Source organism: Gaiella occulta, assembly GCF_003351045.1.
Taxonomy (GTDB): Bacteria; Actinomycetota; Thermoleophilia; order Gaiellales; family Gaiellaceae; genus Gaiella; species Gaiella occulta.
Window position 1 is genome coordinate 68,276 of record NZ_QQZY01000009.1, and the last position, 12,730, is coordinate 81,005.

Consider the following 12,730-nt stretch of genomic DNA (forward strand, 5'->3'; position numbering starts at 1 on the left):
GTCCCCGTGCCCGCGCACCGCGTCGTCGTCTACCACGCACAGGGCTGCCATCTCTGCGAGCGCGCGATCGAGGTCGTCGAGGAGGCCCGTGCCGAGCTCGGCTTCGACCTCGAGCTGGTCGACATCGGCGGCGACGGCGCGCTCGAGCGCGACTACCGCGAGCTGCTCCCCGTCGTCGAGATCGACGGGCGCCGCGCGTTCACGTACTTCGTCCCGCCCGGCGCGCTGCGCGACCGCCTCGGCTGAACGGTTCCCCGGCGGCCGCGCGGCGCCGCAGGCAGAATGTGACGAGTTGTCACAAGCATGGTGCGTGGATCCGAGGGAGCGACGTTGGCTGAACGGTTGACAGTTGGTGTGGCGGCGCGGCTGAGCCGCTACCTCCAGGTGCTGACGCAGGCGAAGAAGATGGGCAAGGAGCGCATCTCCTCGCAGGAGATCGCCGACTACACGAACATCAACGCCACCCAGATCCGCCGCGACCTCTCCGGCTTCGGCAAGTTCGGCAAGCGGGGCGTCGGCTACAACATCGACTCGCTGCTCGGCGAGATCCGCAAGATCCTGCGCACGCAGGGCCAGCACAACATCGCGCTCATCGGCGCCGGCCGCCTCGGCGAGGCGATCGCCAGCTCGCCGATCTTCGCCGAGCACGGCATCACGATCGCCGCCGTCTTCGACAACGACCCGGCCAAGCTGGGCCGCAAGATCGGTGGCGTGCCGATCAGCTCGCTCGGCGAGCTCGACGAGATCGCGAGGGAGCGCAACATCATCGTCGGCGTGCTCGCCGTCCCGGCGGACGCCGCGCAGGGCGCCGCCGACGCGCTCGTCGCCGCCGGCGTCAAGATCGTCTTCAACTACTCGCAGGCGCTGCTCGACACGCCCTCCGACGTGCAGGTGCACACGTCGAACCCGGCGGTCGAGCTGCTCTACGCCCTCTACTTCCACCTCACCTGACGCCGCCGGGCGCGGGTGGCTCCCGCCGTGCGGAGCCGGCCTCCGGGGCCGCTCGCGCCGCTGCGCGCACCCGGCTCTCCGGGTCTGGGCTTCCGCCCTCTCCCCCGCGGCCGGGCAGCGTCGGGAGGCGTCGGGGGCGCTACGTTGATGCCCGCGACCTCACCTGGCGCCAGCGGCCGCCTGCTCTCGGCCGGCGCGCCTGTCATCCGGTTTGCCGCGTAGGATCACGACATGAGCGTGACGGCGTTCACGGAAGTAGACGAGACGCTGGTGCTGCTCGCGGAGAGCCGCGAGCGGGCCGAGCGGGCGGCGCGCGCGGTCGCAGCGGAAGGCGGCCCCGAGCACGTCGTCGCGGCGCTCGAAGCGGTCGACCGCGATCTGCTCGCCTTGCACCGTCGCCTCCTCGAGGAGACGCTGTTCCACGTGCCGGGTGGCGACGAGCAGCTCGCGCTCGGCGCCGCGTCGTAGCTCACGCCGGGGGCGGCTTGCGTTCCGTCTCGGTCGGCTGCGGGAGCGCGTCGGCAGGGATCGTCGGGCCGGCGACGATCGCGTCGAGGATCGCGTCGAGCTCCGGGCCGAGGGCGACGGTGTGCTCCAGCACCCAGAGCAGCTCGAGCAGCTCCTTGGTGAACGCCTCGGGCCAGACGCTCGGGCGGATCTCGTCGAGGGTCGACGACCGGCGGCCGGCGCCGCCGCGCATCCTGTAGCCGAGCCAGGAGCCGACGACGTCGAGGCCCGAGACCGAGAAGGAGCGCACCTCGGGCGAGACGGGGGCGAACACCCCGTCGCCCACGTGGAGCTCGCGTGTGGCCGCGTCGTAGGAGTGCGCGACCGGGTAGCCGTCGGCCGTGGCCGGGATCGGCTTCTCGTAGCGGGCCACGCCCTGCGGCACGCGGCGCGCACGCTCACCGGGAGGCACGAAGCGCTCGCCGAAGGTGTGCAGCCAGACGAGCCGGCGTCCGAGCGCGACGGCCCTCTCGAAGAGCCCGGCGTCACTCGTGATCGGCACGCGCGGCCCGGGGATCTCGAGCTCCTCGCGGAAGCGCGTCGTGTATGACGGCGCTGCGAGGAGGGCGTAGACGTAGGCGAGGAGATCCTCCGGCGCGAGCGTGCGCCCTACTTGCTCGCCGACGGATGCCAGCAGCCCGGCAGTCACGTTCGGTATCGTGCACGCTGCGTCCCGCCACAATGCGATGACGTCCTTTCCCCCGAACGAGCCCCGGAAATGGTGGAGGTCGGGCAAGAGGTGTGTCACCGTGACCGCGGGTCCTTCATCGACAAGTCCGCTCAGGAGGCTCGTGAGGAAGAACTGCCGCGACGACAGCACCTGCCAGAGAACCGGCCGGAGGAAGTCTCCGACGCGGCCGTCCGCGAGGCAGTGCTGGCGGTCAAAGGATCGGTACGCATAGCGCGCGATCGTGGGGGTGTCCGCGTCGGTGCCCAGTTTCGCGATCGGAGTGAGCTTTGCCTTGGGGTCGGCGAGGGCAGGGTATTCGCGGTCGACACGCCGATCGCGCGACTCGCGAAACGGAAGATTGCGTTTGTTCTTCTCCGTTCCCAGTAGGGCCTGCCATCGCCGGCCAAGCGACCCAGGATCCGGTGCGATCGGCCACGTGCGCTTGAACTGCGCTCCCGAGTGTTGCCACGGGAATATGTCGGTCAGAAGCGGCCACGAGAAGAAGTCACCCTCGCCCCGTGGGAGCAGCGGCTGCGTCCACCCCTCCATGCACTCGCGCCAGTCGACGTCGTCCACCGAGGAGATCCGCGCGAGCGCCGCCAGCTTCTCCTCGCGGGTGCCGTCGACGCGGGCGTAGCGGACGCGCGCGGGCTCCTTTGTCCGCGCCTCCTCCGTGCGGTAGCCGATCGCGATCGCCACCGGCGTCTGGATCGCGAAGACGTTCTCGCTGCGCCGCGCTCCGCGACCCTCGCCGCCGAGGTCGAGGATCCAGAGCTCCTCGAACATCTCGCGCATGTGGCGGCGCATGCCGGCGAAGCCGGGACCGCGGAGGTAGCTCGATGCGGTGATGAACGTGACGATGCCGCGCCGTCCGCCGGTCTCGAAGACCTTCCAGAGCGCCCAACGCCAGAAATAGACGTAGAGGTTGTAGAGGTTCTTCGCGTGCACGGGCGGTGCGTCACGGAGGAAGTCGCGCAGGATCGGGGTCGAGCCTTCGTCGCCGAATCGCACCCAGCCGCCCTGGCGGTCGACGTCGCCGGCGTCCTCGGTGTCGATCACCTGCCGGTAGTAGGGCGGGTTGCCGAGGCAGACGAGTACCGTCGTATCGGCTTTGATCCGGCGGGCGCGCTCGTTCTCCTCCGCCAGCCGTTTCTCGAACAGGGGAGCGGCAGCGAGATGCGGAGGGGCGGTGAACGGCGACTCGAGCGTATCGGTGAGCAGCACGGGCAGCCCGGTAGCCGGGATCTCGCCCTCGTTCGCGAGCACCTGCTGAGCCAGGCGCAACTGGGCGACGGCGTAGGCGCCGACGAGAATCTCGAAGCCGTTGAGGTTTCGCGCCATCGTCGACGTTCGCTCGGCGCGGGCCGCCGGCCCGAGCACTCGCTCCGCCGTCTCCACGCCGTCCGCCAGCGCGGCAAGCAGATACGTGCCGGTCCCCACCGCCGGGTCGAGCACGACGACGTCCGGCTCCGCGAAGCCGAGCTCGAGGTCGAAGCGTTCGCGCAGGAGCTCGGCAACGAGCGTGACCTGTGCTTCGACGACCTCGACCGGCGTGTAGTAGACGCCACTCTGCTTGCGCAGCCTTGGGTCGTAGGCGGCGAGGAAGTCCTCGTAGAAGTAGAGCCACACGTCCTTGCCGCGGGCGCGTCGCGCCAACTCGCCGGGATCGACGGCCGCGATCGAGCGCTCGAGCAGAGAGACCGGCACCTCGACCTCCGCCCGGGCAGCCGGCTGTGCGAGCACGCGCAGGACCTGGGCGAGCAGATCGTGGCGAGCGTCGAGGCGGTCGGCGGCATGTGCCCGCAGTTCCGTCTCACCCTCGACGCGGGCGAGCAGCAGCGCGTATGTGACTGTCTGGGCGTAGGCGTCGGCGAACTGCGCGTCGTCGGCATCCGGGAAGAAGATCGAGCGCCACTCCCCGGCGAGCCGGCTGAGGCTCGACGTCGGCTCGCCCAACGACTCCACGACCGCCTCGCGCAGAAGCCGGGTCAGCGGCGCGAGCGCCTGCGCGAGCGCGGCGGGCGACCGCGGCACGACAGGCTGCCAGCCCAGGAAGTCGCGCAGGAGCCCCTCGAGAGCGATGCACTCGGCATCGGTGTACGCCCCGGCCCCGTCGGAGGTGACCTCGCCCGACGCCCGCACGATGCGGCCGACCACCTCGCCCAGTCGGTAGAGCGCCCACTCGTTCCCGTCCGTGTAGACGAGATTGGGGTGATCTGCGAACCGCTTGAACTGCTCGCGGTCGTGCTGATCGGTGAACGAGCGCCCTCGTGCTCCCTTTCCCGGGGCCTTGAGCTCGATATGGCCGATCAGGAGCTGGTCCACGGAGACGCCGACGTCGGGACGGACACCCGGGTGGCCGGCGGTCGCCTCCGTGCGGGCTACCGCTGCCAGGGACATCAGGCTCCCGACTGCTTCGACGAGCTCGACGACCGGCGCCTTCAGCTGATCCTCGGGCTGTGCCGGGACGGCGTCCGCGGCGCCGAAGTTTCTCGTCAGGCGATCCGCGAACAGGTCCACCGCCGTACGGAAGGGCGATTGCATGGGACGATTCTCCGGGATCGGGCGGACGGCAGCGGCCGATTGCGGTTGTCATCAAAGACAACATCGGTACGTTGCCCGCGTGCCGGCGAGCGCTCGCCGAGGCAGGATGGGCCCATGCGCATCCTCCTCTGGCACGGCTACCTGCTCGGCGGCACCGGCTCGAACGTCTACACGCGCATGCTGGCCCGCGAGTGGGCGCGGACAGGGCACGACGTCACCGTGTTCTGCCAGGACGCGGATCCCGGCGCCTACGACCTCGGCGGCGCGGCTGCCGTCCGGCCCGACGTCGGCGGCCTGCTGCCCGTGTTCGTGCTCGATCGCTACGAGGGCTACGACGTGAAGCTCGTGCAGGACTGCACGCGCGCGGAGCTCGACGCCTGGGTGGAGGCGAACGCGTGCGCGCTGCGCGCGCACCTGCCCGCCGACCTGGTCTTCTGCAACCACGTCCTGCTGGGCGGGCCGGTCGGCGCCGCGACGGGCGCGCGCTTCGCCGTCAAGGCGCACGGCTCGGAGCTCGAGTACGCGATGCGCGGCAACGCCGCGCTGTCGGCGTGGGGGAGGAAGAGCCTCGCGCGCGCGTCCGCGACGTTCGTCGGCTCGGCCCACATCCGCGCGGTGCTCGAGGAGGTGTGCGGCCCGGTGCCGCGCGTCCACGAGGTGCCGCCGGGCGTCGACGTCGACGAGTGGCGCCCGCGGCCACGCGGCGAGGCGCTGGCGGCGCTGCTCGCGGAGGCGCGGCGCGACCCCCCGAACCCCGGGAACGTCGAGGAGCGCCTCCCGGACGAGGGGAACGCGGCGCGGCTCGAGGCCTTTCTCGCGGGCGACCGCCCCACCGTCGTGTACTTCGGCAAGCTCATCCGCAACAAGGGCGTCCACGTGCTGCTCGAGGCGCTCGCGCGCCTCGACGCGCGTGCCGTCATCGTCGGCTTCGGCGACTACCGCGACGCGCTCGAGGCGGCGGCCGGGGAGCAGGCGCTGTTCACCGGCCCGCTCGAGCACCGGCACCTCGTGCATCTCCTCGCCCTGGCCGACGCCTGTGTGGTGCCGTCGATCTTCCCGGAGGCGTTCGGGATGGTGGCCGCGGAAGCGGCCGCGGCCGGATGCCCGCCGCTCGTCGCACGCCACTCCGGGCTCGCGGAGATCGCTTCCGGCCTCGAGGCCGCGTATCCCGCGCGGCTGCGCGACCTGGCCGCGTTCGCAACCGGCGACGCGGTGGAGCTGCGGCGCAAGCTCGAGCGCCTTCTGTCGCTGGCGCCGGACGATCGGGCGGCGCTCGCGGCGGCCGCGCGGCAGGCGGCCGTGCAGCGGTGGAGCTGGACCGGGGTCGCCGGCAGGCTGCTCGCGCCCGTCGCCGGGTGACCGTCACGTCACTATCGAAACTGCAGGATCGACTACCTTTTCCGCTCCATGGGCGACGAGCAGAAGGTTCCCTACGGCGAGCTGCTGCGGGAGGCACGCGAGCGCTTCGACGCCGGCGACGACTTCACGATCGCCGTCGAGGAGGAGTTCGCCCTCCTCGACCCGGCGACGCTCGACCTCGTCAACCGCTTCGAGGTCGTGCAGGCGGCGGCCGAGCAGACGCCGCTGCGTCGCCACCTCGCCGGCGAGCTGATCGCGTCCGAGGTCGAGGTCAAGACCGGGCGCTGCGCGACGTTCGCCGCCGTGCCGGCGGCGATCGCCGAGCGCCGCGCGGAGCTCGCCGCGGTCGTCGACACGCTGGGGCTCACGCTCGGCGGCACCGGCGCGCACCCGTGGGCGAGCTGGAAGGACCAGCGGATCATCGACACGCCGCACTACCGGCGCAACGACGAGATCCTCCGCTACGTCGTCTGGAAGAACAACACGTTCGGCTTCCACGTGCACATCGGGATCCGCGGCGCCGACCGGGCGATCGCCGTCACGAACGGACTGCGCAACTGGCTGCCGGAGCTGCTCGCCGTGTCGGCCAGCTCGCCGTTCGCGGAGGCCGTGAACACCGGGCTGCACTCGGCCCGCACGCAGATCTTCACGCGCTTCTTCCCCCGCTGCGGCGTCCCGGACACGTTTCCGTCCTGGGACGCGTACGAGGCGTACGTTCGCTTCCTCTACGAGACCGGCTCGATCAGCGAGCACACGCAGCTGTGGTGGAGCGTGCGGCCGCACCTCGCGTTTCCGACCGTGGAGATCCGCATCTGCGACGGCCAGCCCGATCTCGCCGAGTCGCAGGCGCTGGCGGCGCTGTGCGCGTCGCTCGCGGCCCGTGTCGCGCGCGCCCACGACGAGGGCGAGCCGATCGCGCAGCAGCCGCACCGCCTGATCGAGGAGAACACGTGGCGGGCGATCCGCTACGGCCTCTCCGGCGGCCTCCTCGACCTCGAGCGCGGCGAGGCGCTGCCGGCGCGCGCCCGCGTCGAGCGCCTCGTCGAATGGGTGCTGCCGGTGGCCGAGGAGATCGGCGCCGCGTCGTGGCTCCGCATCCCCGAGCAGAATGCCGCCGAGCGCCAGATCGCACGCTTCGAGGACGGGGTTTCGCTCGAGCAGATCTACGCCGAGCAGGTTGCCGCGACGACATCGAGAGGGGTCACGGATCCGATCTAGCGGGCAGGTCGCGAAGTGAGCAGCCCGCTTGTGCTACATAATTGCCCGCGCCGATCGTATCTCGGCGCTTTCTTTGTGACGTGCCTCCGGAGGGTTGATGGACTTCTTCAATGACCACGCCGTCGCGTTCGCGCTCGTCTGCGCGTCCGCCGCGGTGCTGTACGGGCTCTACCTGACCTACTGGCTGCTCAGCCAGCCGGCGGGCAACGAGCGCATGAGAGAGATCGCCGGCGCCGTGCAGGAGGGCGCCGCCGCATACCTGCGCAAGCAGTACACGACGATCGCGGTCGTCGCGGTCGCTCCATTCCTGCTCATCGGGTTCTACAACCAGCTCGGCTGGGGCACCGCGTTCGGATTCGTGATCGGCGCCTCGCTGTCGGCCGCGGCCGGCTTCATCGGCATGAACGTCGCCGTGCGCTCCAACTCGCGTACCGCGGAGGCGGCCCGCGAGGGCGTCGGGCCCGCGTTCAAGGTCGCGTTCCGCGCGGGCTCGGTGACGGGCCTGCTCGTCGTCGGCCTGGGCCTGCTCGGCGTCGCCGGCTACTACTGGCTTCTCACGGGCGCGTTCGGCAACAGCCCCGAGTCGGCCGTCGACGACCTCATCGGCCTCGCCTTCGGCGGCTCGCTGATCTCGGTGTTCGCGCGCCTCGGCGGCGGCATCTTCACGAAGGCGGCCGACGTCGGCGCCGACCTCGTTGGCAAGATCGAGGCGGGCATCCCCGAGGACGACCCGCGCAACCCGGCCGTGATCGCGGACAACGTCGGCGACAACGTCGGCGACTGCGCGGGCATGGCGGCCGACCTGTTCGAGACGTACGCCGTCACCGCCGTCGCCGTCATGCTTCTCGGCACCGCGTATCCGAACGGCGACCTCTGGCTCTACCCGCTCGCGCTCGGCGGCGTCTCCATCCTCGCCTCGATCATCGGGACGTTGTTCTCCCGCGTCGGCAAGGGCGAGAACGGGATCATCAACGCGCTCTACACGAGCGTCATCGTCGCGACCGTGCTGTCGGCGATCGGGTTCGTCCCGGTCACGCAGGCGTTCGACGGCGGCAAGTTCTCGTTCTGGCAGCTGTACGGCTCCGCCCTCGTCGGCCTCGCGGTCACGTTCCTGCTCGTCGCCATCACCGAGTACTACACCGGCAGCCGCTGGCATCCGGTGAAGTCGATCGCGGAGGCGTCCACGACCGGGCATGCGACGAACATCATCGCCGGCCTGGCGAAGGGCATGGAGGCGACCGCCGCACCCGTGATCGTCATCGCGGCGGGCGTCATCACGGCGTACGAGATCGCCGGCGGCAGCATCTACGGCATCGGTGTCGCGGTGATGGCGCAGCTCTCGATGGCAGGCCTGATCGTGGCGCTCGACGCGTACGGCCCCGTCACCGACAACGCGGGCGGCATCGCCGAGATGGCCGACATGCCCGAGTCGGTGCGCGGTGTCACCGACCCGCTCGACGCGGTCGGCAACACGACGAAGGCCGTCACGAAGGGCTACGCGATCGGCTCCGCCGGTCTCGCCGCGCTGATCCTGTTCGACGAGTACACCCGCGGCCTCGCCGACAAGGGGCTCGACACGGTGTTCTCGCTCAGCGATCCGTACGTGATCGCCGGCCTGTTCATCGGCGGCATGATGCCGTTCCTGTTCGCCGCGTTCGCGATGACGGCCGTCGGCCGTGTCGGCGGCGAGGTGGTCGAGGAGGTGCGCCGCCAGTTCCGCGAGGATCCGGGCATCATGGAGGGCACCTCGCGGCCCGACTACTCGCGCGCGGTCGGGATCGTCACCACGTCGGCGATCAAGGGCATGATGCTGCCGGCCGCGATCCCGGTCGTGATCCCGATCGCGATCGGGATCATCAGCGAGAAGATGCTCGGCGGCCTGCTCATCGGCACGATCGTGACCGGCCTCTTCCTCGCCATCGCGATGACCTCCGGCGGCGGCGCCTGGGACAACGGCAAGAAGCTGATCGAGGACGGCGCCTATGGCGGCAAGGGCTCGGAGGCCCACGCGGCGGCGATCACCGGCGACACCGTCGGCGACCCCTACAAGGACACCGCCGGCCCGGCGATCAACCCGATGATCAAGATCGCGAACATCGTCGCCATCCTGATCATCCCGCTGCTCGCCTCGATCCACGGCTAGCCCGCAACCGGGGGAGGGGGCCGTGCCCCCTCCCCCGGTTGCTTCCGCCGCCGCCGCGCCGTACGATCGTGCGCGCAACGGGGGCTCGCCGGCCGGGCGGCTCCGGGAGAGCGAAGGGGAGAAAGCAGATGCGACCCAGGTCAAGAGTGCTCGGCGCGTTCGCCGTGCTCGCGCTCGCCGTCGGCGTGCTCGCAGCATCGAGCTCCGGCGCGCGCGGCCCGGAGGCCGTCTCCGGGGCGGACGGGCTCATCACGCCGGCGTGGATGCCGCTCGGGCTCAGCAAGCAGCCCGTCACGCTCGTCGTCCAGCTCGCAGGCGACCCCGTCGCCGTCCAGGAGGACAACGCCGGCCGCAAGCTGAGCAAGGCCGAGAAGGATTCCATCAAGAAGCAGCTCAAGGCGAAGCAGGACGATCTCCGCGGCAGCATCGAGCGCCTCGGCGGCACCGTCCTCGCCGAGTACCAGGCCGCCTACAACGGCGTCAAGGTGCGCATCGCCCGCGACAAGGCCGAGCAGCTCGGCTCGCTCGCGGGTGTCAGCGCCGTCCACCCGCTGCAGCTGATGAAGCCGGACAACGTCCGCGGCGTCCCGCTCATCGGCACGCCCGCCGTCTGGGACGGGCTCTCCGGCCTGCACGGCGAGGGCGTCAAGATCGCCGTCATCGACACGGGCATCGACTACACGCACGCGAACTTCGGCGGCCCGGGCACGGTCGCCGCCTTCGCCGCGGCGGACGCGGCCGACACGCTGCCCGCGAATCCGGCCCTCTTCGGCCCGCTCGCGCCGCGCGTGAAGGGAGGCATCGACCTCGTCGGCGACGACTACGACGCCGACCCGAGCAGCCCGACCTACCAGCCCGTGCCGCATCCCGACCCGAACCCGCTCGACTGCAACGGCCACGGCTCGCACGTCGCAGGCACGGCTGCCGGCTCCGGCGTGACCGCGGGCGGGGCGACGTACACGGGCCCCTACAACGCCGCCACCATCTCCGGCAACAGCTGGACGATCGGCCCGGGCGTGGCCCCGAAGGCCGACATCTACGCGATCCGCGTCTTCGGCTGCGAGGGCTCGACCGACGTCACCGTCGACGCGATCGAGTGGGCGGTCGACAACGGCATGGACGTGATCAACATGTCGCTCGGCTCCCCGTTCGGCTCGAAGGACGATCCCGCGGCGGAGGCGGCGACGAACGCCGCCAGGGCCGGTGTCGTCGTCGTCGCCTCGGCCGGCAACAGCGGCCCGAACCAGTACATCACGGGCTCGCCGGCATCGGCCGACGGCGCCATCTCGGTCGCCGCGAACGACCCGATCGCCAGCTCGCCGGGCGCGACGCTGGCGCTCAGCACGGGCCAGACGATCACGGTGCTGAACGCGAACGGCGCGTCGTTCGGCGACGGCACGATCTACCCCGTCGCCGTTCTGCGCAACTCGTACCCGGGCGGCTCCATCTCGCTCGGCTGCACGAACGCGGACTATCTGGCGTACGAGACGGCGAACGGCGCCGGCAGCCTCTCCGGCAAGCTGGTCGTCACCGTTCGCGGCACCTGCTCCCGCGTCGCACGCGCGATCTTCGCCGAGCAGCACGGTGCCGCCGCGGCGGCGATGATCAACACGAGCACGGCGTACCCGCCGTTCGAGGGGCCGATCACGGGCAGCGACGAGACGGGCCCGTTCACCGTCACGATCCCGTTCTTCGGCGTTCGCGGGCTCGCCGCCACGGCGGGCTCGGACGGCAACAAGCTCGTCGCCGCCGACACCGGCAGCGCGACCGCCACGAACGCGGCGCTCGCGAACACGAACTTCACCGGCTTCGCCGACTTCAGCTCGGGCGGCCCGCGCACGGGCGACGGCGGCCTGAAGCCGGATCTCACGGCACCCGGCGTCAGCATCACCTCGACGCTGAGCGGCAGCGGCAACGGGCCGCTGACGATCTCCGGCACCTCGATGGCCTCGCCGCACGTCGCGGGCGTGGCGGCGCTCACGCGCCAGGCGCACCCGGCGTGGAAGGTCGAGGACATCAAGGCCGCGATCGTCAACACCGGGCTTCCGTCCGGCGTGCTCGGCTATCGCACGAGCCGCGGCGGCACGGGCCTCGCCCAGCCCGCGAAGTCGACGGCGACGCAGGTGGTCGCCCGCGGCAGCGGCGGCAAGTTCGCCGTCGCCGTCAACTACGGGTTCGAGGAGCTGAAGAGCGACTTCAGCGAGACGAGGACGATCAAGCTGAGGAACAACGGTTCGTCGCCGGCGACGTTCAACGTCGCGCAGGCGCTCCCGTCGGGCTCGCCGCACACGGTCGGCTTCGGCGCCTCGTCCGTGACCGTGCCCGCGCACGGCGATGCCGAGGTGACCGTGACGCTGAACGTGCCGGTTGCCGGCGCCGGAGCGTCGAACGGGCCCGGGCTCTCCTTCCGCGAGGTCGCGGGGCTCGTCGAGCTGACGCCGGCGACGGCGTCGGACAACGCGGGCGTCACGCTCCGCGTTCCCTACTACCTCGTGCCACGGGCGCTCTCGGACGTCGCGACGAAGATCGGCAAGCTCAAGGGCGTCAACCCGTCGACGACCGCCACCGTGACGAACGCGCACGGCGCGATCGGCGGCGACGCGGACTTCTACGCGTGGGGCCTCGAGGACGGGAAGGACAAGGGCAAGGTCTCGAACGACGTCCGCGCGATCGGGGCGCAGTCGTTCCCGTGGGACGCCACGAGGCAGCTTCTCGTCTTCGCCGTCAACACGCACGACCGCTGGTCGAACCCGTCCACGAACGAGTTCGACATCTACGTGGACGTCGACAACGACGGCGTGGACGACTACGTCGTCGTCGGCGTCGACCAGGGAGCGGTGCAGACGGGCAGCTTCAACGGCCGCCTCGGCAGCTTCGTGTTCAGCACCCGCTCCGGCGGCGCCAGCATCGGCTTCCTCGCCCAGGCGCCGACGGACAGCTCGACGGCACTGCTGCCGCTGCTGTCCTCGCAGCTGTGCCGCTCCGGGGAGCCGTGCCTCTCCGGCGCGAACCCGCGGATCACCTACCACGCGGTCAGCTACGACCTCCAGAACGGCGGCGTGGACGTGGTCGACGGCTCGGCCAAGTTCAACGTCTGGTCGAGCGCGATCAGCCAGGGCGGCTTCCAGACCGTCGCTCCGGGCGGCAGCGCCTCCGAGCCCATCGCCGTCAACTCGGCCGAGTGGGCGCTGACGCCGGCCAAGGGCCTGATGGTCGTGTCGCTCGACAACAGGAGCGGCGCCGGCGAGGCCCAGCTGATCAAGGTGAAGGTGAAGTAGGGCGCCGTCTCACCGCTTCGCGTGAGAGGCCGGCGCCCGCCGGCCTCTCACGCTTCTAGA

The 12,730-nt window shown here is 71.1% G+C and carries 8 protein-coding genes; 7 read left to right on the forward strand and 1 reads right to left on the reverse strand.

Annotated elements, in window-relative coordinates; genetic code table 11:
* The first annotated feature begins 6 nt into the window (after positions 1 to 6).
* The 3 genes from Gocc_RS14145 to Gocc_RS14155 all read left to right on the forward strand — a co-directional run bounded on the left by Gocc_RS14145 (position 7) and on the right by Gocc_RS14155 (position 1,419).
* Positions 7 to 246 carry a glutaredoxin family protein gene (locus Gocc_RS14145; RefSeq protein WP_114797218.1) on the forward strand — a complete coding sequence of 80 codons (240 nt, stop codon included), beginning with the start codon at positions 7 to 9 and terminating at the stop codon, positions 244 to 246.
* Between the two features lie 108 nt (positions 247 to 354).
* Positions 355 to 951 carry a redox-sensing transcriptional repressor Rex gene (locus Gocc_RS14150; protein ID WP_181813710.1) on the forward strand — a complete coding sequence of 199 codons (597 nt, stop codon included), beginning with the start codon at positions 355 to 357 and terminating at the stop codon, positions 949 to 951.
* Between the two features lie 231 nt (positions 952 to 1,182).
* Positions 1,183 to 1,419, forward strand: a complete 237-nt coding sequence (locus Gocc_RS14155) for a hypothetical protein (RefSeq protein WP_114797220.1) — start codon at positions 1,183 to 1,185, stop codon at positions 1,417 to 1,419.
* A gap of 1 nt (position 1,420) precedes the next feature.
* On the opposite strand, the gene Gocc_RS14160 is transcribed toward Gocc_RS14155, so the two are convergent.
* On the reverse strand, positions 1,421 to 4,672 hold the full coding sequence (locus tag Gocc_RS14160) for a type ISP restriction/modification enzyme (RefSeq protein ID WP_181813711.1): 3,252 nt from the start codon (positions 4,670 to 4,672) through the stop codon (positions 1,421 to 1,423).
* A 114-nt stretch (positions 4,673 to 4,786) separates the two neighbouring features.
* Here Gocc_RS14160 and Gocc_RS14165 point away from each other — a divergent pair, with 114 nt between their 5' ends.
* The 4 genes from Gocc_RS14165 to Gocc_RS14180 all read left to right on the forward strand — a co-directional run bounded on the left by Gocc_RS14165 (position 4,787) and on the right by Gocc_RS14180 (position 12,670).
* Complete coding sequence (locus Gocc_RS14165) at positions 4,787 to 6,031, forward strand: glycosyltransferase family 4 protein (RefSeq protein ID WP_181813712.1); 1,245 nt, start codon at positions 4,787 to 4,789, stop codon at positions 6,029 to 6,031.
* Positions 6,032 to 6,079: 48 nt separating this feature from the next.
* The gene (locus Gocc_RS14170) at positions 6,080 to 7,249 is read left to right on the forward strand and encodes a carboxylate-amine ligase (RefSeq protein ID WP_114797223.1); all 1,170 of its coding nucleotides are present in this window, start codon (positions 6,080 to 6,082) and stop codon (positions 7,247 to 7,249) included.
* A 97-nt stretch (positions 7,250 to 7,346) separates the two neighbouring features.
* On the forward strand, positions 7,347 to 9,392 hold the full coding sequence (locus tag Gocc_RS14175) for a sodium-translocating pyrophosphatase (RefSeq protein ID WP_114797224.1): 2,046 nt from the start codon (positions 7,347 to 7,349) through the stop codon (positions 9,390 to 9,392).
* Positions 9,393 to 9,520: 128 nt separating this feature from the next.
* A complete protein-coding gene (locus Gocc_RS14180) occupies positions 9,521 to 12,670 on the forward strand; it encodes a S8 family peptidase (RefSeq protein WP_114797225.1) in 3,150 nt (1,049 codons plus the stop codon).
* The last annotated feature ends 60 nt before the right edge of the window (positions 12,671 to 12,730 follow it).

Coding starts and splice junctions, on each gene's coding strand:
- Gocc_RS14160 (WP_181813711.1), bottom strand. CDS start 4,672: ATGCAATCGCCCTTCCGTACGGCGGTGGACCTGTTCGCGGATCGCCTG.
- Gocc_RS14165 (WP_181813712.1), top strand. CDS start 4,787: ATGCGCATCCTCCTCTGGCACGGCTACCTGCTCGGCGGCACCGGCTCG.
- Gocc_RS14175 (WP_114797224.1), top strand. CDS start 7,347: ATGGACTTCTTCAATGACCACGCCGTCGCGTTCGCGCTCGTCTGCGCG.
- Gocc_RS14155 (WP_114797220.1), top strand. CDS start 1,183: ATGAGCGTGACGGCGTTCACGGAAGTAGACGAGACGCTGGTGCTGCTC.
- Gocc_RS14170 (WP_114797223.1), top strand. CDS start 6,080: ATGGGCGACGAGCAGAAGGTTCCCTACGGCGAGCTGCTGCGGGAGGCA.
- Gocc_RS14180 (WP_114797225.1), top strand. CDS start 9,521: ATGCGACCCAGGTCAAGAGTGCTCGGCGCGTTCGCCGTGCTCGCGCTC.